Origin of the sequence: Anabaena sp. WFMT, from assembly GCF_051781005.1 — a bacterium.
Lineage (GTDB): Bacteria > Cyanobacteriota > Cyanobacteriia > Cyanobacteriales > Nostocaceae > Anabaena.
The window spans coordinates 153,706-175,383 of the sequence record NZ_JBPWOA010000002.1; the positions used below are offsets into that span (position 1 = coordinate 153,706).

At 39.7% G+C, this 21,678-nt stretch carries 20 protein-coding genes; 12 read left to right on the top strand and 8 right to left on the bottom strand.

The features are described from left to right. Positions 1–14: 14 nt before the first annotated feature. On the bottom strand, positions 15–785 hold the full coding sequence (gene panB / locus ACSQ6I_RS00965) for a 3-methyl-2-oxobutanoate hydroxymethyltransferase (RefSeq protein ID WP_438888370.1): 771 nt from the start codon (positions 783–785) through the stop codon (positions 15–17). Between the two features lie 72 nt (positions 786–857). Then, the gene (locus ACSQ6I_RS00970; protein WP_438888371.1) at positions 858–1,940 is read right to left on the bottom strand and encodes a ligand-binding sensor domain-containing protein; all 1,083 of its coding nucleotides are present in this window, start codon (positions 1,938–1,940) and stop codon (positions 858–860) included. Positions 1,941–3,001: 1,061 nt separating this feature from the next. Here ACSQ6I_RS00970 and ACSQ6I_RS00975 point away from each other — a divergent pair. From ACSQ6I_RS00975 to ACSQ6I_RS00995, 5 genes are all read left to right on the top strand, one after another. Next, positions 3,002–4,432, top strand: a complete 1,431-nt coding sequence (locus tag ACSQ6I_RS00975; RefSeq protein ID WP_438888372.1) for a form I ribulose bisphosphate carboxylase large subunit — start codon at positions 3,002–3,004, stop codon at positions 4,430–4,432. A gap of 112 nt (positions 4,433–4,544) precedes the next feature. After that, positions 4,545–4,952: a RuBisCO chaperone RbcX gene (gene rcbX / locus ACSQ6I_RS00980; protein WP_438888373.1), complete on the top strand. Its 408-nt coding sequence runs from the start codon at positions 4,545–4,547 to the stop codon at positions 4,950–4,952. A 41-nt stretch (positions 4,953–4,993) separates the two neighbouring features. Then, complete coding sequence (locus ACSQ6I_RS00985; RefSeq protein ID WP_015212303.1) at positions 4,994–5,323, top strand: ribulose bisphosphate carboxylase small subunit; 330 nt, start codon at positions 4,994–4,996, stop codon at positions 5,321–5,323. Between the two features lie 150 nt (positions 5,324–5,473). Continuing rightward, positions 5,474–5,725 carry a hypothetical protein gene (locus ACSQ6I_RS00990; protein WP_438888374.1) on the top strand — a complete coding sequence of 84 codons (252 nt, stop codon included), beginning with the start codon at positions 5,474–5,476 and terminating at the stop codon, positions 5,723–5,725. After that, a complete protein-coding gene (locus tag ACSQ6I_RS00995; protein ID WP_438888375.1) occupies positions 5,716–6,045 on the top strand; it encodes a putative toxin-antitoxin system toxin component, PIN family in 330 nt (109 codons plus the stop codon). Before ACSQ6I_RS00990 ends, ACSQ6I_RS00995 begins: the two co-directional genes overlap by 10 nt. A 103-nt stretch (positions 6,046–6,148) precedes the next feature. Here the strand turns inward: ACSQ6I_RS00995 and ACSQ6I_RS01000 are convergent, their stop codons facing one another. Further along, complete coding sequence (locus tag ACSQ6I_RS01000) at positions 6,149–6,664, bottom strand: GNAT family N-acetyltransferase (RefSeq protein WP_438888377.1); 516 nt, start codon at positions 6,662–6,664, stop codon at positions 6,149–6,151. Positions 6,665–6,853: 189 nt separating this feature from the next. Here ACSQ6I_RS01000 and ACSQ6I_RS01005 point away from each other — a divergent pair, with 189 nt between their 5' ends. The 3 genes from ACSQ6I_RS01005 to ACSQ6I_RS01015 all read left to right on the top strand — a co-directional run bounded on the left by ACSQ6I_RS01005 (position 6,854) and on the right by ACSQ6I_RS01015 (position 9,259). Continuing rightward, entirely contained in the window at positions 6,854–7,408 is a 555-nt protein-coding gene (locus tag ACSQ6I_RS01005; RefSeq protein WP_438888378.1) for a TRAP transporter small permease subunit, read from the top strand. Next, positions 7,392–8,729: a TRAP transporter large permease gene (locus tag ACSQ6I_RS01010; protein ID WP_438888380.1), complete on the top strand. Its 1,338-nt coding sequence runs from the start codon at positions 7,392–7,394 to the stop codon at positions 8,727–8,729. The genes ACSQ6I_RS01005 and ACSQ6I_RS01010 overlap by 17 nt, the downstream gene beginning before the upstream one ends. 98 nt (positions 8,730–8,827) lie before the next feature. Further along, on the top strand, positions 8,828–9,259 hold the full coding sequence (locus ACSQ6I_RS01015) for an MAPEG family protein (RefSeq protein WP_438888985.1): 432 nt from the start codon (positions 8,828–8,830) through the stop codon (positions 9,257–9,259). 162 nt (positions 9,260–9,421) lie between these two features. Here ACSQ6I_RS01015 and ACSQ6I_RS01020 read toward each other — a convergent pair whose 3' ends face one another. Beyond that, the gene (locus ACSQ6I_RS01020; protein ID WP_438888381.1) at positions 9,422–10,525 is read right to left on the bottom strand and encodes a TRAP transporter substrate-binding protein; all 1,104 of its coding nucleotides are present in this window, start codon (positions 10,523–10,525) and stop codon (positions 9,422–9,424) included. Between the two features lie 38 nt (positions 10,526–10,563). Continuing rightward, positions 10,564–11,730 (bottom strand): FAD-dependent oxidoreductase, encoded by a 1,167-nt coding sequence (locus ACSQ6I_RS01025; RefSeq protein WP_438888383.1) that lies wholly within the window; start codon positions 11,728–11,730, stop codon positions 10,564–10,566. Between the two features lie 520 nt (positions 11,731–12,250). Here ACSQ6I_RS01025 and ACSQ6I_RS01030 point away from each other — a divergent pair. The 3 genes from ACSQ6I_RS01030 to ACSQ6I_RS01040 all read left to right on the top strand — a co-directional run bounded on the left by ACSQ6I_RS01030 (position 12,251) and on the right by ACSQ6I_RS01040 (position 16,434). Continuing rightward, the gene (locus tag ACSQ6I_RS01030) at positions 12,251–12,847 is read left to right on the top strand and encodes a pentapeptide repeat-containing protein (protein WP_438888384.1); all 597 of its coding nucleotides are present in this window, start codon (positions 12,251–12,253) and stop codon (positions 12,845–12,847) included. A gap of 390 nt (positions 12,848–13,237) precedes the next feature. Next, entirely contained in the window at positions 13,238–14,710 is a 1,473-nt protein-coding gene (locus ACSQ6I_RS01035; protein WP_438888386.1) for a pentapeptide repeat-containing protein, read from the top strand. Positions 14,711–15,018: 308 nt separating this feature from the next. After that, positions 15,019–16,434 carry a S8 family peptidase gene (locus ACSQ6I_RS01040; protein ID WP_438888387.1) on the top strand — a complete coding sequence of 472 codons (1,416 nt, stop codon included), beginning with the start codon at positions 15,019–15,021 and terminating at the stop codon, positions 16,432–16,434. A gap of 305 nt (positions 16,435–16,739) precedes the next feature. Here ACSQ6I_RS01040 and ACSQ6I_RS01045 read toward each other — a convergent pair whose 3' ends face one another. Then, positions 16,740–17,039, bottom strand: a complete 300-nt coding sequence (locus ACSQ6I_RS01045) for a hypothetical protein (RefSeq protein ID WP_438888388.1) — start codon at positions 17,037–17,039, stop codon at positions 16,740–16,742. A gap of 253 nt (positions 17,040–17,292) precedes the next feature. Further along, positions 17,293–18,453 carry a glycosyltransferase gene (locus ACSQ6I_RS01050; RefSeq protein WP_438888389.1) on the bottom strand — a complete coding sequence of 387 codons (1,161 nt, stop codon included), beginning with the start codon at positions 18,451–18,453 and terminating at the stop codon, positions 17,293–17,295. Positions 18,454–18,654: 201 nt separating this feature from the next. Between ACSQ6I_RS01050 and shc the strand changes: the two genes are divergently transcribed. Next, complete coding sequence (gene shc / locus ACSQ6I_RS01055; RefSeq protein ID WP_438888390.1) at positions 18,655–20,565, top strand: squalene--hopene cyclase; 1,911 nt, start codon at positions 18,655–18,657, stop codon at positions 20,563–20,565. 48 nt (positions 20,566–20,613) lie between these two features. Here the strand turns inward: shc and ACSQ6I_RS01060 are convergent, their stop codons facing one another. Further along, complete coding sequence (locus ACSQ6I_RS01060) at positions 20,614–21,663, bottom strand: WD40 repeat domain-containing protein (RefSeq protein WP_438888391.1); 1,050 nt, start codon at positions 21,661–21,663, stop codon at positions 20,614–20,616. Positions 21,664–21,678: the final 15 nt, after the last annotated feature.

Genomic DNA, 21,678 nt, shown 5'->3' on the forward strand with positions numbered 1-21,678 from the left:
ATATTTAATTCTAATTACGGAAATTGGCGATCGCGCACTTCCACAGCATATTTTTGCACAGCCTGAGTAATATGTTCTCGTAAATTTGTATAAACTTTGGCAAAGGGTGGTTGTTTTTCTGAAAGTCCGAGAATGTCAGAAGTAACCAATACCTGACCATCACAGTCCGAACCTGCACCGATGCCAATAGTAGGAATACGTAATTTCTGAGTAATTTGTAATGCTAAATGAGCAGGGATATGTTCCAATACTATGGAAAATACACCAGCTTGTTCGAGAGCGATCGCTTCATTTAAAATTTTCTCACCCGCTTCTGGGCTTTTTCCCTGTTGTCGCAAACCGAGTTGATGTACAGATTGTGGTGTCAACCCGACATGACCCATCACCGGAATTCCAGCTTGCACCAACCTGGCTACAGTTTCCACCATTGCCGGATGTCCACCTTCTAATTTTACCGCTTGTGCGCCAGTTTCCTTCAGCACCCTGCCGGCAGACTGCATAGCTTGAGAAATACTTTCTTGATAAGTTAAAAATGGTAAATCGACAACAACAAGAGCGCGTTTCACAGCACGACGCACAGCTTTAGCATGATGGATCATTTCATCTAGAGTAATTGGCAGCGTTGTCTCATACCCAAGAATTGCTGCCAAAGAATCTCCTACCAGGATTAAGTCTACACCAGCTGCATCTAGCAGTTGAGCGATCGCATAATCCCAGCCAGTCAAAGCGACAATTGCCCGCCCCTGCTGTTTCCATTGAATTAATTGCTGGGTAGTAACTGCCATAAGCGATTTTAGATTTTAAATTTTAGATTTTGGAATGGGCAATAGTTTTTTGCAATTACCCATTACCAAACCCTACTTCACAGCCCGACCGAACCCAAAATGAGTTTGTGCTTTATCCATTGTAGGCATTAACCAAGCCAACCCCTCGCTGGTTCCCACCCACAACTTATTACCAAGATCAGGTGCAACAGTCAGCACTCGACTAGAAGGAAGCCCCGCAACTCGGTCTAATAAAGCGCCTGTATTGGGATTTAATCGTAACAAACCATTAGTTGTACCAACCCAAACACTACCATCTTGAGCAAAACGGACTGAAGTTACATTCCGTCCTCGTAGAGGAGTAACAGACCTTAACACAATCCCATTTTTTGGGTTAACCACTAACAATTGATTTGGCATTCCTGCCCAAATTAACCCTTCAGGACTGATAGCTAAAGATTGCACAGTCGTCCCTGGTAAATTATTTATCCTCTTCATAATCAAGGCATTGGCAGTATTCACCCTGACCAGTCCATCCAAAGTCCCAACCCAAAGCTGACCTTCAGCATCTAAAGTCATTGCATTGGCACTAACACCAGGCAAATTTTTGATTGTTGTCATAATCAAGCCTTGGTCAGGACTAATCAAGGCTAAACCGCTATCAGTACCTGTCCACAAATAACCACGTTTATCTATTAACAGCGACAATACCCGTTTGGAAGGTAGTAATAAATTTTGTGCTGTAATTTCATTAGTGCGAGGATCTACTCGTGTCAAACCCTCATAATTTCCCACCCACAAACGACCGACTTTATCCTGGGCTAATGCACCAATAGTAATATTCGGTAAACTGACACGAGCAATAACCTTACCTGTATTCGGGTCAATCCGCGATAAACCCCGCCAAGAACCTACCCACAAATTACCAGCAAAATCTCCTAACAAATTACTAATGCGGTAATCAGTTTCTGCTTCTCTTTCTTGCACATCCCGGTCATCGGGTAAGGGATCTACTCGCCTTGGTGGAGGTGCGGCTGGGTAAGTAGTAGTGGAATTATTTGGATTGATATCAGGTTTTGTTTGCGCTTCTACTCGCTCTCCTGTGCTGGGCAGACTTATTAGCCCCAGCAAAATAGAAATCATCAATAAACGAGTACGACTATTAAATAATACCACGGTTGTATATCCTTTCGAGACAGTACCTAAGAACTATTAACTAAAATGACTTGAGATTAATTAATAGTCTTCCCTGAGTTGGTATTTTTTTAGCATCAAGAGCAATTTTTTTCCTCAATCTAGCACTTTGCTGATAGATTATGCTGCACGATCGGGAGTCAGTAAACTAATTTGACAAGACTTTGGTGCGATCGCTAAGAGAACTCCACAAAAAAGATGATCCAATTTCACCAAATCAAAGCGACTTTTCTTCCCCCTGCTCCCTGCTCCCTGCTCCCTGCCCCCCTGCCGTCACAACGACGGGATATTTTTTTAGTTGGAAGTCTCTAACCGTCCCCTAATTTTAACTATGGGGTGACACAGCACTCAGTAGACTAGAAATCCTTTTGTATCTGGCAGAGCAATCTATCGCAGGTAGTTAATACAACTAATAGTCACCCTTTGTACAGTAGTCTTAACAAAATGTTTAAAAATTTCTTTAATAAGAAATTTAAATATATGAGTTCAAAATTTTCAAAGAATAACTTATTGAATTATTGATATATTGTGAGACAAGTTACAAATTACGTCGTGTGCAGTTTTTTATCTTTAGCTCACTCCTGAGCTAAACCGCAGTTAGTGAAGTTTCCTTTATATCTTTTTACCCAATCAGGATAAAGATATCAGGAGAAAAAACGGGAAAATGAGCTAGACAGCTTAAAACCCTAATTTTTCCTACTTTTAAGGCATAAATGCCCGTAAAGCACCGAATTTTCTCTGAAATTAAGCAGGTTTAGTAAGGCAAGCAAAAGAGATAGAAACAACTTTGTGTTTGTGGGACGAGGGAAAAAGCAGAGCGCCTAGATGTGCGCTTCTATATAGAGATAATCATAAAGGTGCGGGAATTTACCACCGCTGCCAAATGTTTGTCGCACAAATAACGCTGCCCTCAACCAACAGTCAACCCCCAAATATAAGTTCTCTTTATATCTACAATGAGAAAAGGAGAAAGATAAAGGGTGATAAGAAATTGCACATAACGTGATTTGATAGTAAAAAGAATGACTTCTTGGAAGGAAAATATGTCTTACGCGCAAACGAAGACTCAGGCGAAAGCTGGGTATCAAGCTGGGGTTAAAGATTACAGACTAACTTATTACACTCCCGATTACACACCTAAAGATACAGATATTCTTGCAGCATTCCGGATGACTCCTCAACCTGGAGTTCCACCTGAAGAAGCTGGTGCTGCGGTAGCTGCTGAGTCTTCTACAGGTACTTGGACAACTGTATGGACAGACTTGCTCACCGACCTAGATCGCTACAAAGGTCGTTGCTACGACATCGAACCAGTTGCTGGTGAAGACAACCAATACATCGCTTACGTTGCTTATCCTCTAGACTTGTTTGAGGAAGGTTCCGTAACCAATATGTTGACCTCTATTGTAGGTAACGTATTTGGTTTCAAAGCATTACGCGCATTGCGTTTGGAAGACTTGCGGATTCCCGTTGCTTACTTGAAGACCTTCCAAGGTCCTCCTCACGGTATTCAAGTTGAACGCGACAAGTTGAACAAATATGGTCGTCCTTTGTTGGGTTGTACCATTAAGCCCAAATTAGGCTTGTCTGCTAAGAACTACGGACGCGCTGTATACGAATGTTTACGTGGTGGTTTGGACTTCACCAAAGACGACGAAAACATCAACTCCGCTCCATTCCAAAGATGGCGCGATCGCTTCTTGTTTGTAGCAGAAGCAATCCACAAAGCACAAGCAGAAACCGGCGAAATCAAGGGTCACTACTTGAACGTAACCGCTCCTACCTGTGAACAAATGCTGGAACGGGCTGAGTACGCTAAAGAACTCAAAATGCCCATCATCATGCATGACTACCTGACCGCAGGTTTCACAGCTAACACCACCTTGGCTCATTGGTGTCGTAAGAACGGTATTTTGCTGCACATTCACCGTGCTATGCACGCTGTAATTGACCGTCAAAAGAACCACGGTATCCACTTCCGCGTATTGGCTAAAACCTTGCGGATGTCTGGTGGTGACCACATTCACACCGGTACAGTTGTTGGTAAATTGGAAGGCGAACGCGGCATCACAATGGGCTTCGTTGACCTACTACGTGAAAACTACGTTGAGCAAGACAAGTCTCGCGGTATCTACTTCACCCAAGATTGGGCTTCTATGCCTGGTGTAATGGCAGTTGCTTCCGGTGGTATCCACGTATGGCATATGCCCGCACTCCTAGAAATCTTTGGTGATGACTCCGTACTACAGTTTGGTGGTGGTACACTTGGTCACCCCTGGGGTAATGCTCCTGGTGCAACCGCTAACCGCGTAGCTCTAGAAGCTTGCGTTCAAGCTCGTAACGAAGGACGTAGCTTGGCTCGTGAAGGTAACGACATTATCCGCGAAGCGGCTAAGTGGTCTCCTGAACTAGCTGTTGCTTGCGAACTGTGGAAAGAAATCAAGTTCGAGTTTGAAGCAATGGATACCGTCTGATCATTTAGGATTTGGGATTTTGGACTATTGGATAAATTTAAAATCCAAAATCGTTCGACTGAACGCTCACGACGAAGTCCAAAATCTAAAATCTATGGGGCTGGGGTCAAGCATGAATTTAAAGCAAATTGCGAAAGACACAGCCAAAACTCTCCAAAGTTATCTGACTTATCAGGCACTTATGACTGTTTTGGCACAGCTAGGCGAAACAAATCCTCCTTTAGCATATTGGTTGCAAAACTTTTCTGCGGGGAAAATCCAAGACGGAGAAGCGTATATTGAGGAATTGTTTCTGGTCAAGTCAGATTTGGCTTTGCGAATTATGACTGTCAGGGAACACATTGCGGCGGAAGTGACAGATTTCTTACCAGAAATGGTGCGTACTGGCATTCAGCAAGCCAACATGGAACAGCGTCGCCAGCATCTCGAACGCATCACGCAACTAAATTTATCAAGTCCCAGCCCAATAACTGAACAGCACACAATCTCAGACCCTGATTTGGATAATTTATCCGGTTAGTCGGTCAACGTAGTAGTAAAAACAACCCATTACCAACAGCTATGCAAACTTTATCAAAAGAGCGTCGTTACGAAACTCTCTCTTATCTTCCCCCCTTGTCTGATGCTCAAATTGCCAAGCAAGTTCAGTACATTCTGAGCCAAGGCTACATTCCAGCAATCGAGTTCAATGAAACATCTGAACCAACCGAATTGTTCTGGACAATGTGGAAGCTACCTTTGTTTGGTGCTAAAACCACTCAAGAAGTATTGAGTGAAGTTCAAGGTTGCCGTTCTCAGTTCGGTAACTGCTATGTTCGTGTTGTTGGTTTTGACAACATCAAGCAGTGTCAAGTTCTCAGCTTTATCGTTCACAAACCCAGCAGATACTAAATTCTGATTTGGTTTAAATAATTTATTCTTGGGAGAGGTAGAGTTTTCTATCTCTCTTTTTTTTAACGCAGAGGGACACGGAGGTTAGCGCAGAGGTACGCGGAGGGTTTTTTCATTTTTGAGTGCAAAATAGAAGTGGAGGTAATAATCATGCCAAATCTCACATTAAGCGATCAACAGGTAATTGAATTAGTCAAGCAACTACCCCCTGAAAGTAAACGAGTAGTCTTGTTAGCACTAGCTAAGGAAAGTGAAAGTAAGCGTGAGTCTCGCATGGAATATGCGGAAAAACAACTACATAACTTATGTGCTGAACGTGGTTTAAATTGGGATACTATGTCAGAAGATGAACATGAATCATTTATAGATGATTTGGTGCATGAGGACAGACGGTGCGCCTAGTAGTGGTATTTGATACAAATGTTTTGCTCTCTGGTATTGGCTGGAGAAGCAACCCTTTTCGCTGTCTTGAATTGGCACGTAAGGAAATAATAGAAGGTGTAATATGTCCAGAAATACTTGAGGAAGTCACAGAAAAATTACAACTAAAGCTAAAATTTTCAGATACTCAAGTAATTGATACAATATCTGATTTACTCAGCTTTCTCCGATTAGTAACAATTACCAACACTTTAAATTTTCTCACCACTGACCCAGATGATAATATGATTTTAGAATGTGCAGTTTTGTCCAATGCAACTCACATTGTTACCTTTAGGTAGTTATGAAGGTATTGCAATTATAAATGCAACAGATTTCCTTAGTTTAATATTACCTCAACAATTAACTTAATAAATTTATTAATAAATATTGGTATCCTATCTCTTAAATATCATAACCCATTATATAGTCATTCATTACAAATCCATTCCCAAAATTTTTAATTTCACTGGCAATAATTTTAAAGCCAAATTTAGTGTAAGCTTTAATTCCTTTTTCATTCCTTTTATTGACATTGAGAATTATTTGTTTCAAGTTCATTTCTTGTGCTTTTTTGCAAACATGAGATAACATGATTTGCCCATATCCTAAACCATGTAGGAAGGATAATAAGTAACATTTATGTAGTTTTAAATAAGTAATATTATTTTTGGTTTCTGAGCCATAGGATAAATAACCAACGAATTGATTATCTTTTAAGACTTTATCGTAGAATATACCTTGATTTAAAATTTCATTTTCAATTACTCCTACACCGTACATCAGATTTAGCATATAATCTATCTGCTCAATGCTGATAATTTGGGAATAGTGACTATACCAAATATCTAGACTAACTTTTCTGAGTTCTTCTAAATCTGTATCTAATAACTTTTCAATCCCAATTAAGGAATTATTCATGCTTCACTAACCTCGTCAATAATTTGGGCTTTAATTATTTTATACTAATCGGTTAGATGCTCATTTGTTGAACTATACCCCTGATCTCAAAGTTAAAGTACGATTTGAGAGAACTATGGTGTACAGATACTTCAAGCGGGTGATGTTACTATCTAGGGTGTAGTATTCTAAGAGGAGAGAAGAAAAGCATTGGACACGTTATTAAAAATATCAAACTTTATTGATGCTTGTACTGAACGCATTGGCAGATTAACTAGTTGGCTAGTCCTAGTTATGGTTATACTGGGTGTGTGGAATGTTGCAGGTAGATACATTGGGCGCTTGATTGGTAGTAATCTTACATCCAACGCCTATATAGAAGCTCAATGGTATATTTTTGACTTAGTTTTTCTATTAGGTGCAGCTTACACTCTCAAGCATGACGAACACGTCCGTGTTGATATTTTTTACAGTAATTGGCAAGGTAAACGCAAAGCACTTGCAGACTTAGTGGGAACAGTATTTTTTCTAATTCCCTTCTGTATTATGGTGATTATTTTTTCCTGGGATAGCATTATTGCGTCTTGGCAAATTCTGGAAACATCACCTGATCCTGGTGGTTTACCACGCTACCCCATTAAAGCGATGATTATTGTTGCTTTTGTGCTGCTGATTTTTCAGGGAATTTCCCAAGCGATTAAAAATTTGGCAATTCTCCAAAACAGAATAGAACTTCAGGAGGAAAACCATGACGCTGGATTATGAATGGCTTGGCCCGTTTATGTTTGCGGGTGCTTTAGTGCTGCTGTCTTTGGGGTATCCAGTTGCTTTTTCTCTGGGTGGTGTGGCGATTTTATTCGGAATTGTGGGAATTTCTTTGGGTGTTTTTGACCCGGTATTTCTGACTGCGATGCCACAGCGGATTTTTGGCATTATGTCCAATTATACCCTGTTAGCTATCCCTTATTTCATTTTCATGGGGTCAATGTTGGAGAAATCTGGCATTGCGGAAAGGTTGTTAGAAACGATGGGGATTTTGCTAGGACGCTTGCGGGGTGGACTGGCTTTAGCTGTGATTTTGGTAGGTGCATTACTTGCAGCGACTACTGGTGTGGTAGCAGCGACTGTGGTAGCAATGGGTTTGATTTCTCTACCGATTATGCTGCGTTATGGTTATAACAAAGAATTAGCTACTGGGGTAATTGCGGCTTCGGGAACTTTGGGACAAATTATTCCCCCTAGTGTGGTTTTGGTGGTTTTAGGCGACCAATTGGGTGTGTCTGTCGGTGATTTGTTTATTGGTTCAGTCATTCCTGGTTTGATGATGGCGGGGGCTTTTGCTCTCCATGTACTAATTGTGGCATTTTTGAAGCCAGAGGTAGCGCCAGCTTTACCTGCGGAAGTGCGGGAAATTGGTGGAAAGGCTTTGAGAAAGCGGGTAGTTCAGGTGATGCTACCGCCGTTGATTTTGATTTCTTTAGTTTTAGGAAGTATATTTTTTGGCATTGCTACACCAACGGAAGCGGGTGCGGTAGGATGTGGGGGAGCGATCGCACTTGCTGCTGCTAACGGTCAACTAACTTTAGCATCTCTGCGTCAAGTTTGTGATAACACTTTGCGAATTACCAGCATGGTAATTTTCGTTTTGCTGGGTTCTACAGCCTTTAGTTTAGTCTTTCGGGGATTAAATGGCGATCGCTTTATGTTTGATGTCCTCTCCAATCTCCCCGGTGGCAAAATCGGCTTTTTAGCCCTCAGCATGACAGTAGTTTTCTTTCTCGGCTTTTTCATCGACTTCTTTGAAATCGCCTTTATCATCGTGCCTTTATTTGTCCCAGTTGCCCAAACTTTAGGCATTGATTTAGTTTGGTATGGTGTCATCTTAGGGGCAAATCTGCAAACTTCTTTCCTCACCCCACCTTTTGGTTTTGCGTTATTTTACCTGCGCGGTGTTGCACCACCAGAAGTCACAACTGGTGATATTTATCGTGGTGTAATTCCCTTTATTTTGTTGCAATTGTTGGTAGTGCTTTTAATTATTACCTTCCCAGGAATTGTGAGTTTTTTACCTTCTTTGGGAGGTTAATAAAACACAAGACTATGTAGGAATATGGAGTATTACAACAGTTTTTAATTGGGTTAAATACAAATTCAAAATCACGGGTGATCTTTATGATCAAAAATATGGAAACCGCTCTTCAATGGTATTCGTTGTGCGTTATAGTCCTCTTTTTGAAAATGTTTGCACTTTCAGCCTATCAGGGGTTTTATCGTATTAGCAAACGTATATTTGTGAACCCTGAGGACGCAGCAGTATTCAATAAACCGCCCGCAGCAGAGGAGATACCACAAGTTCAACGTGCGGCCAAAGCTTGGCTTAATGACTTAGAGAACATTCCCATATTTCTGGGTCTAGGCATAGCGTATCTGCTGACTGGAGCATCACCAAGGGCTGCAACTTGGCTGTTTCCCACTTTCACAATTGCGCGAATACTTCATACATTGATGTATCTTTTCGGTTTTCAGCCCTGGCGAAGTATTATGTACGCAGTGGGGATCATTTGTCTCCTAGGGATGAGTTGGAACATAGGTTCGGTCTTATATCTGGTTAAATGAAGCCAGCCCGAATTAGGGGCAAAAGTAGCCAAGTATGAAGAGTTACGAGTTCCGAGTACTGAGTTTGGTAAATTTACTTCCACTAAAAACGAAATTTGCAAAAAATGTGAGTCAAGCGATCGCCTGACCCCAACATAACTTACATTGAACTCAAATGAGATATTATTTACTATCAGCCGTCACAAAATTGGCATAGCTTAATTCATTGACACGATTCCAGTTAAAAATCTGCTGTCTAAAGGTTTTCCACTGTTCATAAAGCTGTTTAAAACTTGCATCCTTACTAGCATTTTCCTCATATATATCAAAAGCCGCTTTTTTTGCAGCTTGCATAATCTCTTCGCTGTAAGGAGTTAATTTAGTCCCACCAGCGAGCAATCTTGTCAGCGCTTCCCCATTCAAAGCATCGTACTCAGTCAACATATTCACGTTAGCTTCAACAGTTGCTGATCTAAAAATTTCTTGGTATTCTTTAGGTAATTTATCCCAAGCCTTACGACTCACCAAAACATCTAAAGTTGGACCCGGTTCCCACCAACCAGGATAATAATAAAATTGCGCGGCTTTATTTAAACCCAACTTCTCATCATCATAGGGTCCCACCCACTCAGCCGCATCAATTGCACCCCTATCTAATGCTAAATATATTTCTCCTCCGGGTAACACTTGCACATTCACCCCCAAGCGAGACATAACTTGTCCACCTAAGCCAGGAATCCGCATTTTTAACCCATTCAAATCAGCAACAGATTTGATTTCTTTCTTAAACCATCCTCCCATTTGCGCCCCAGTATTACCAGCAGGAAAGTTGATGATATTGAAATTAGCATATATTTTTTGTATGGCTTCCAGTCCACCACCATGATACAACCAAGCATTTTGCTGTTGGGCATTTAAGCCAAAGGGTACAGTAGTAGCGAAAGCTAATGCTGGATTTTTACCAATGTAATAATAACTAGCAGTGTGTCCACATTCCACAGTTCCCGCTTGAACAGCATCTAATACTTGTAATCCTGGAACTAATTCCCCAGCCGCAAAAGGAGTAATGGTGAAACGGCCATTGGTCATTTCTTTGACACGTCTGGAGATGGTTTCCGCACCGATATAAGTCCCTAAAGTCTTTGTCCAGCTAGTGGCCATGCGCCATCTGACACTGGGTAAACTACCTTGTGCGTTGCTAGATGTAACTGTTTTTGCACAAGCTGCGGTAAGTGTGGCTGTTGCTGTTGCAATTACACCAGTATTGATAATTTGTCTACGTTTCATTATTTTTTAATCTATCTTGAGGCTGATAGTGCAATTTATCAGGTTTTTGGTAGATTTTGGAATTGTTCCATGAAACGGCGATCAATACAGTCTTTCCAGTGCCACAATAATTGATGGGGAGGTAAAGTGAAATTTCCCCTAGTAGCTAATGCTCTTTTGTCCCCTGTACTAATCAAACTCAAATATGCTTTTTGTGGTTTGTAGGGTTTGAGTGATTTACCCAAAACCATCCTGCACAAATTTTCATACAACGGTTTACCTTGACGCACCGCAAACACACCTGCTTTTGGTAGGTGATAACTTGCCATAGTCGCAATATCACCCGCTGCAAAAATATGGGAATGGGTGAGAGATTGCAAATGATCATCTACTAAAATAAACCCTTGTTCATCAGTACCAATTCCTGATGCTTTTACCCAATTTGGTGCTGATGCTTGTGTCACCCAAAAAACTTTATTACATTCAACTATTAACCCAGATTCACATTTCACATCAAAATTTTCGTTTATCGGTACAAGTTGACACACTGTTTCCCCTAAATGCAGTTTTACATCTTTTTTAGTTAAAACTTCTTCCATGATTCGCCGTACTGATAGATGATGATTTGGCATTAATTCCCTACCTCGTTGAAATAAATGCACTTCTAAATTTTCAATCTCTAATTTTTGTAAACCTGCTTGCATTGATAACGCCAATTCCACACCCCCAGCACCACCACCCACAATACTAATACTTAGCGGTTTTTGGGGTTTTACAGCTACACTTTTTTGTAATTTATACCAATGTTCTAAAAGTTGTGCTACTGGTTTAGCACTAATAGCATATTCTGCTGCACCTGATACAGACAATTTAGCAGGAGTGCTGCCAATATCAATAGACAGTAGATCAAAATCTACCGCAGGTCGGTTAGCACAAATCACTTTGTTATTTTGCAAATCTAGCCCAACTACTCTGTCAAAATACAAATTTACATGAGCAAAGTTGCTTAAATTTTGCAAGTTAATATGACACTCAGCATAACTGTAAAATCCAGCAAGATGTCCTGGTAACATCCCAGAGTAGGGCGTATATTTATCTGGAGTAATTAAGGTCAAATACAATCCAGGTAAAGGTTTTTTACCCAAAAGTCTCAAGATAATGGCATGACTATGACCTCCACCGATCAGCACTAGCTGTTTCAGTATTGGTCGGGAATTTTGCTGCATTGTCAGATTTAAGTAAATATGGTTAATCATTAAATATCAATATGATCATGATTCTGATCAGTTGTTTATGAATAGTAAACAGTAGTATTTACAACTAAATTTTGAACCATATGTTTAACATATATTTTTCTTGGTGTCTATACCTCAAATGATTATGTTTTCTTTTTTTAGTGCAGAGTAGAATTGGGCTGATCCCAAATAGCTGTAGATCATAGATATGATTTATTAACCTGCTAATAGTTCCTCTAGTATCTTTTGAATTGGGGATTCTAAATTACTTGGTAGTTATGCTAACTAATAATTAAAGGTTATTTATGTACAAACAGTTGCAAAAAAATACTCAATAAAAAACAATACAAGTATTATGAGAGTGCCAAAAATATTTTCTATTACATCTAAAGATGTTCAAAATACTGGTTTTTTCGATAAAATTACTAGCATAAAAATCATCCGGTGGATGCTGGTAATCAATGAAAAACTAAAGCATGATCAACACAATAAACACCATCAGGATTACTTAATGAAAGTTGTAAGCCGACTGGAAAATAATTCAATGGTAATCAGTTTAGATGCAATTAATGATTTAGAGCATATCGCTGAAGTTAATCCACAATACCACTGGATAATTATGGATATGCTCACTAATTTTGTGCGAAATAAAGCTCCCAGTAGATCCCCAGAAGAAGTAACGAATAATTCTTCAGAAAACACTAAGGCAGTCATTCAAGCAGCTATTACTGTGATTGCTAGGAGAGATACAAAACATGACCCGGAGAATGAGCAGATTGACTTAAGTTACACGGACTTAAGGGGAGTAAACTTGCAAGGTGCAAATCTGGAACAAACTAACCTTTATCAAGCTAATCTATCAGAGGCAAATCTTGTTGGTGCAAACCTACAGGGAGCGATTCTCAGTGCGGCAAATCTTTCTGGTGCTAATCTCAATTTTGCTAATCTCTCCCAAGCTATCCTGAGTGCAGCAAATCTCAGAGGTGCAAATCTCTCTGGTGCTAACTTACATCGAGCTAATCTATATTTAGCTAGTTTACAGGATGCAATTTTGAATGATGCTATCCTGGATGAAGCAAACCTGAGGGAAGCTCAGTTTAAGTTGTAAGAAAAAATATATACCGAGTGTATAATGCTGATCACTGATCAAGTTGCAACTGAAATTTTTGCTTTCCAGGTATTGACATCTACTCCTGTGTAGGGGTAGATATAGAAGTAAATTGTATGGTAGGGAAATCTTAACAGGGAAGAAGAAACAGGGTTGAAAGTCTTTCTATGTCTGATTTTTGTGATCTGTGTATATCTTCACCTACTGAGCAATGCGATCGCTCTACAGACAGTAAGATTTTTTCTGAAAAGTATATTTATTTTCATTCTAACTAATTAATACAACACTTAATTAAGTAAGTTCTTGCATATCTAACTTTGAAGCTAAATGCTATACTGTTGTTCTTAATCATCTCAGTAATAACTCATTATTGTGAAGCATCTTTCTGGTATGTCTGCTAAAAAGACAGACGCAACTTTGAATTGGTTTATTACCATCATAGTTATTGTTGCTATGTCCTTAATACTGATTGTCTTCGCATCTACTAATATTGAGAAGTTATCACTTCAGCAGCGAATAACTGATAGAAATCAAGCATTAACTACTACTGCCATAGTTTTTCTAGGTTTAGCTGTCATGCTTAATGCTTACTACGCGGCAAAGCGGACTCAAGCAATGCAAAAAAATGCGATTACAGCGGAGAAAAGCCTAGCAATTGGCATAGAAAATACTAAACTGACTCAAGAAAGATTGATTGCAGAACGCTTTCTTGGCGGAATTGCTCAGTTAGGACATGACAAGGTAGAAACGCGCATTGGTGCAATTTATGCGTTAGAAAGAATTGCCCAGGATTTCCCCCAAGAACATTGGACAATTATGGAAATTCTCACCGCTTTTATACGAGAGAATGCAGCCATACAACTAGAGCGGAAACTACCCAAGCCGGAAGATTTTATGGCGATTGATTTGGGTCAACAGCGAGAACGATCGCGCCGTCAACAGCCAGCAGATTATTCTATACCATTAGAGTCTCTCAAACTTCGCACCGATATTCAAGCGGCACTAACTGTGATTGGTAGACGCAATTTTCAGCAAGATCGAGAAAATCAAAAACTGGATTTACGGAATATTGACATCAGACGGGTAGATTTAGCAGGGGCTAAACTGCAAGGGGTTGATTTGCGGGGATCTGATTTGTGTGGATCTGATTTGCGGGAGATAGATTTAAGTGGAGCAGATTTAGATGGGGTTAAACTCATCGGGTCGATTCTCTATGAAGCTAATTTGTTTAAAGCTAGTTTGCGGGGAGCTAATTTAAGTCGGGCGAATTTGAATCTTGCTAATTTATACGGGGTCAACTTGCGTTCAGCTAACCTATCTGGTGCAAGTTTGCGTGCAGCTAATTTACAAGCAGCTAATTTGTATAAAGCTAATTTGCAACAAGCAACTCTGAAAGCGGCTAACCTGTCTGGTGCTAAGTTATTTTTGGCTAATTTGCAAGGGGCAAAATTGGGTAAAACTAATTTACAGTTAGCGGGTTTGACTGCGGCGAATTTGCAAGGTGCAAATCTCAATGGCGCAAATCTCCAAGGCGCAAATTTGAATGCGGCTAAATTGCAGCAAACAGATATTTATTTTGCTAATCTCAGCGAAGCTAGTTTGACGGAAGCAGATTTGCAACAAGCTAATCTGATGGGAGCTAATCTTTGTAAGGCTATTCTTGATGAAGCTGATCTTTCTTGGGCAAATTTGATGGGAGCTAACTTAGCTGGCGCTCATCTTTGTGATGTTAAATTGACTGGAGCGATTCTGACGGGGGCGAAAAACCTGGAATTAGAGCAGATAAATATGGCTTTGGGCGATCGCACTACTCGTCTACCTGATTATATCGAAACCCCGGAGAGTTGGCGGCAATCTGTTTGAAGATTTACAACTGCGGTCATTGGTGCATTCTACTTTTCTAGGCAAGATACGAATTATGAATTATTTTAATTGTTATTAATTGCTCATATTTTAATTTTAATCAAGTCATTAAATCATGACTTTGTAATTGTCATGATTGCTTGTTTTTTAAATCCTTAATTCGTAATCAAATTAGCTTTTTATAGTTAGCAATTTATAGTAATTTTTGACCATGACTAATAAATAACGCTTTCAAGCTTTTGCTAGATAAAGGTTTGAAAAGATCAGGCTGTTACAAAAAGATTACTATTTTTGAGGATAAAAGTCTGATGACACTGGATATTACTAACAATTTTTCCTCCCAAAAGGAACTGAATATTACTCCTATTTCCCCAGTTAATATCTTTAATAATCAGGCTGACAATAGCTTGAGTTGGGGTAATCGTAGTAGCTCTCCAGAGCAGGAAACAAAAGAGTCTGTTGTCTCCACTAGCACCTATAACTCCAAGAATGGCTATGGCTTAATCAATGCTGGAAAAGCAGTTAGTGAGGCTGCTGGTGAGAGTCCCTATCCAGATGCTCCTGACTTGGGTGGAAATAATTGGGGTGCAGATTTGGTGAATGCTCCGGCAGCGTGGGAGCGTGGACATACAGGCCAGGGTATTGTTGTAGCCGTTCTAGATACTGGAGTTGACTACAACCATACCGATTTGAATGATAATATCTGGACGAACAGTAAAGAAATCGCGGGCAATGGTATAGATGATGACGGTAATGGCTATATTGATGATATTCAAGGTTGGAACTTTAATAGTACTAACAATAATGTTTTAGACGACAACGGACACGGAACTCATGTTTCAGGAACTATCGCCGGGGAAAATAACGGTAGTGGTGTGACTGGTATTGCTTATAATGCCAAAATTATGGCAGTCAAGGTTTTAGATGAAAATGGTTCAGGTTCTTATTCAAATATTGCCAAAGGCATCTATTATGCTGTAGATAATGGTGCTAATGTGATTAACCTCAGCCTGGGAGGTAATTCTGGTAATAATACTCTCAAATCAGCCCTTGAATATGCCAGCAGTAAAGGCGTAATTGTGGTTATGGCGGCAGGTAATAATAGCGAGTCTACACCATCCTATCCCGCCCGTTATGCTGATAATTTAGGAATTGCTGTTGGTGCAGTAGATAAAAATAATAACCTCACTGACTTCTCTAACCGTTCTGGTTCTCAAGAAATCAAATACGTCACAGCACCTGGTCAGGATATTTACTCTACAGTTCCCAATAATCAATATGCCACTTACAGTGGCACTTCTATGGCAGCCCCTCACGTTGCTGGGGTAGTTGCCCTTATGCTTAGTGCTAACCCCAATCTGACTGATAGCCAAATCCGGGATATTATTACCCGTACAGCAGAAAATGGGACACAAACTCCAGAACCTACTCAGCCTTCAAATCCAACGCCTTCTTTACCATTTCCATTTCCTATTGAGTTACCCTTCAGTCTCATCAATATCGGCTCACTATTTCCCTTCGATAATATAGGTTCATTATTTCCCCTAGAAGCACAATCAACTATCCCATTAGAATCTGTTGTTTTATCTGTTGGTGATATGAGTACGGCAACGCCTAATGTAGAGGAATTTAGTTATCACAATCAGAGTCATGATAGATGGGAATTGCGTTACTACGACAGCGATTTAACTAATTACACAATTACTGAAGATGCTGATTTGTAAGAAGTTAGGAGTCAGCCCTTCGGCTTCGCTCAGGGCAAGGAGTCAGGATAAAGAAGGAAGAAGGAAGAAGAATATTTTTCTCTTCTGTTTCTTGCTATATCAAACATTCTGTATCCTGACTCCTGAATTCTGCTGTATCTCCTGCTAAGGCAGAGACTTTGACTTAACCTCGCATACTAGATATCTGGGGAAAATTAAATATGCGTCTTCAAGAACCCTTGTAGAGACGTTCTATAGGTAGGGATTCTCGGTTCTACAATCTTTATTGGAGATATCTACTAGAGGAAGGAATTGGTGGGTTTGGTTTATTTGAGTTTAGCAACAGCGCTTTCAAAAGCCGTATTTAGTTCTTTCCAAGCTTTTTCAAAGCCAACTTGCATCTCTTCCCAAGCTTGTTCACCAGCTTGCTGCAATTCTTCTAATTTAGCTTGAGCAGCATCACGCTTGGTATATATTTCTTCCAATTTATTGTTATATTCCAAGGCTGTATCTGCTTTTGCTTGATTTGCCTTGGCTTTCATTTCATCAATCTGAGCATTGAATTTATCTAATTGTGCTTTGACTTTATCTTGATAGACTTGTCTTTTGTCATTCTGCATTGTCATAAGCTTACCTGCAATAAATACATCATGTGAAATGATGAAATTTGTTTTATAGCGGTTCTCGGTTGAGTGAAATACATACCGCTATATCAATTAATCATCATTTATACCCGTATTTTAACAAACATATTCCTCTTGACAATCATCCGATAGATGCAAAAACAATAGATAATGATTAGGGAAACTATATCTAAAGGAATACAAATTTCAAAATTAATTTTAAAAGGCTGATAAAATTTCCTTTTTTCTGCATTTTTTAATAAACTCTACCTTTCCATTCACCACCACGCCCTTGCCAGTGACGGATAGCAGAATCTATAGTCATTAAAGTATAGAAAAGAGCAATTATAGGTAAACAAAAGGCTAACCAAGGGGAACATTTATAAAAACGGATGATGGGGAAATAAGCTAAAGTCATCAATAACCATGTGATTAAACCAGTGAAAGTAATAGGAAAGTTTTCCAAAACTAAACCCAAAATCATTCCCACAGGTGGCACTAGATAAACTAATATCATTCCCAACACACTTCCTATTAGTAGCCAGGGAGAATAATTTAATTGGGTGTAAGCACTACGCGCTACCATATCCCAAATTGTTTTTAGAGAATCATAAGGACGCAAGCTATAAGTTAAATTGCTTAATCCTAACCAAATCCGTCCTTGATTGGATTTGACGGCTTTTGCTAAAGAACAATCATCAATTAAAGCTTGGCGAATTACTTGTATTCCCCCAATGCGATTTAGGGCTGTTGGACGGATTAACATACAACCGCCTGCTGCTGCTGCTATAGTTTTTTTGGGGTTATTTACCCAGCGAAAAGGATAGAGTTTTTGGAAGAAAAATACGAAGGCAGGAATTAGTAGTTGTTCCCAAAGGCTTTGACAACGCAGTTTGACCATAATTGAGACTAAGTCTAAATTCTCTTCTTCAGCTTTGGCAATTAATCGCCGCAGATTGCTGGGATTATGTTCTATATCTGCATCAGTAAGTAAAAAATAATCAGGTTGTAATTGATTGGCTTTTTGTATACCCTGTTCCATTGCCCATAGTTTACCAGTCCAACCAGCGGGTAATTCTTGACTAGAGACAATATGTAATTGTTGGGGTTTATCTACGGCTTGGGCTACTTCTTGGGCAAAATGTGCTGTATTATCTGTACTATGATCGTCTACTAAAAAGATGTTGTAATCACCAGGGTAGTCTTGTAGGAGGAGCGATCGCACACTAATGGAAATCACATCAGCTTCATTCCGCGCTGGAATCACCACACAGACTGTAGGTAAGCCTTGTTGTGTGTAGATGTCTTCACTTGTTTCTAATTGCTGATCTACCCGCCAAAACTGCCCCCAAAACAAAAGCAAAAATAACCAAATTACCAAAGATAAAACCACCAACCCCAATACAATTTCCGTCATATCTCTTGCAAATTGTCAGTGACTCAGACAGAATACAGTGTCAAGCGATTTTAGGAAAGATTATCTATCTTCTTCCTTCTTCCCTCTTCCTTCTTCCCTCTTCCTTCGCGCTCTTCGCGCCTTCGCGGTTCATTTAATCCATATTATTTTAGGTAAGAAGATATGTGATTAAATATCATGTAGTGCAGAGGAAAGTAATTAATGCAAACACAAAACAGAGTGCAAGTCAAGCAAATAGCAGAAGCAATTAAAGCCAGTCAAAAACATCTGCTTGCGATTCAAAAGCCAGATGGCTATTGGTGGGCGGAATTAGAATCCAACGTTACCATCACGGCTGAAACCGTTCTGCTGCATAAGATTTGGGGAACAGACAAAACTCGACCTTTGCATAAAATTGAAACATATTTGCGATCGCAACAACGAGAAAACGGCGGTTGGGAACTATTTTATGGTGATGGTGGAGAACTGAGTACAACGGTTGAAGCTTATATGGCGCTGAGGTTGTTAGGTGTACCCCCAACAGATCCCGCCCTAATTCGCGCTAAATCTTTGATTTTAGAAAAAGGGGGAATCAGCAAAACCCGCATTTTCACCAAATTACACCTCGCCTTAATTGGTTGCTACAACTGGCGTGGACTGCCTTCTTTACCACCTTGGGTAATGCTGCTACCCGATAATTTTCCCTTCAATATTTATGAACTTTCTAGTTGGGCGCGTTCTAGCACAGTACCTTTATTAATAGTCTTTGATCGTAAACCTATTTTTAAAATTGATCAACCTATAAACCTAGATGAATTATATACAGAAGGTGTAAATAACGTCCGCTGGGAATTACCCCAAAATGGTGATTGGTCGGATATATTTAACATCTTAGATAATGGTTTTAAATTAGCAGAAAGCTTAAACTTTATCCCCTTCAGAAATGAAGGAATTAAAGCCGCAGAAAAATGGATTTTAGAACGTCAAGAAGCTACAGGTGATTGGGGAGGAATAATTCCTGCCATGTTAAATTCTCTGTTAGCCTTGAAGTGTTTAGATTACGATGCAAACGACCCAATTATATATAGAGGTTTAAAAGCAGTTGATAATTTTGCAATTGAAACAGAAAATAGTTACTGCGTTCAACCTTGTGTATCTCCTGTATGGGATACAGCATGGGCAATTCGTGCCTTAATTGATTCAGGTTTTCCAGCAGATGATCCTGCAATAATAAAAGCTGGAGAATGGTTATTAGAAAAACAGATATTAGATTATGGTGATTGGAACGTAAAAAATAAGCAGGGAAAACCCGGCGCGTGGGCGTTTGAATTTGACAATCGTTTCTATCCAGATGTTGATGATTCTGCTGTAGTTGTCATGGCTTTGCATCAAACAAAATTACCGAATGAAGAACTTAAAAAACAAGCTATAAATCGTGCTTTAAACTGGATTGCATCAATGCAATGTCAACCAGGCGGTTGGGCGGCTTTTGATATTGATAATGATCAAGAGTGGCTCAATTCTGTACCCTATGGCGATTTAAAAGCCATGATTGATCCAAATACAGCCGATGTCACAGCCAGAGTATTAGAAATGTTGGGGGCTTGTAACTTATCAATTCAACCTGATAAATTAGAGAAATCGCTCACTTATATTCTAAATGAACAAGAAAAAGAAGGTTGTTGGTTCGGACGTTGGGGGGTAAATTACATTTATGGAACAAGTGGCGTTTTATCAGCTTTAGCTTTAATAAATCCTCAAAAATATTGCACCAATATAGAACAAGGTGCAGCTTGGTTAGTCAAGGTTCAAAACATTGATGGTGGTTGGGGCGAAACTTGTTTTAGTTACAATGATTCCAATCTCAAAGGCAAAGGAGACAGCACCGCATCCCAAACAGCTTGGGCGTTAATTGGACTCATAGCCGCAGGTGAAGCAACGGGTAAAATGCCTTTTGATAGCATTGAAAGAGGGATTAATTACTTGTTAGAAACTCAAAAATCAAATGGTACTTGGGATGAGTCATACTTTACAGGAACAGGTTTTCCTTGTCATTTCTATCTCAAATATCACCTTTATCAACAGTATTTTCCTTTAATTGCTTTGGGAAGATATCAAGCGATTAAGAGATGAAATACCTCTTGTTTAACCAATTGCTGAGGGGTTAATTTCCTCGGAACTTTACGGACGCTGCAACACTTTAATTATGATATTCGCATCATCTGAATTGCCTGTAATTCCGGCTAAGAGTTTGCCATCAGGACTGACAACTAAATGACTCATTTGCTGTTTTTCCAGAACTGCTTCTAGATCGGCTGTTTGTAGATTCCACACTGTTAGTCCCTTCGAGGTACTACCAATCATAAAATTACGGCTGAGGGCAATATTAAATGGTTCAAATATTTTACGAGAAAAGCGTTTCTTTGCCTTTACTTTTCCTGTTTTTAAATCAGATAATTGCAGATGCAAATAGTCTTTTCTTGCTCGTTTGATATTAACCAGTGTCTGCCCATCTAAACTGATGAGTCCTGAGTTTGAAGAAGGGCTAAAAAATTGTTGGAGGACTTGTTGTTGGTTTGTTGCCACATCCCACGCCACAAGTTTACTACTCGGTAAAGTAATAAGTACAGTTTTACCATCTGGACTAATATCATCAAAATGGATATATGGCAATTTTGCTTTTTGCTCACCTGTTACCATATCCCAGACTTTAATCTCTGGAGAGTCACCACGATCACGACTCATAATAGTCTTGCCATTTGAGGAAATATGAACATGAGTCACACTTCCAGAATGACCTATGAGTAACTGAGGGGGTCGATTTGAGGTAATATCCCAGATGCGTACTAGGCGATCGCTACTACCACTAACAACAGTTTTACCATCAGGAGCGATCGCCAGATCATTAATTGCACCTGAATCACTCCGTAGTGTTTTTTTCAACTTTCCTGTTTGCAGTTCCCACACTTTGATTGTTTTATCTTGACCACCACTGACTAGAGTTTGACCGTCCGCACTGATCACAATGGCAGAAGCTGTAGGATGACCCTCTATGGTGCGAACAACTGAAAAATTGCAGTATGGAGAACTTGCATTATGGGAACAGTACCTATCCCTATATTGAAAAAAGCTGAAAAGTTCCTCTGGAGAACCAGGGAGAAAACCCACAATGATGGCTACCGGAATCAATAAGGCTGTGTGTTTCCAATTACCTGACTTGAAAATTTTCATCAGATATTTCAATCT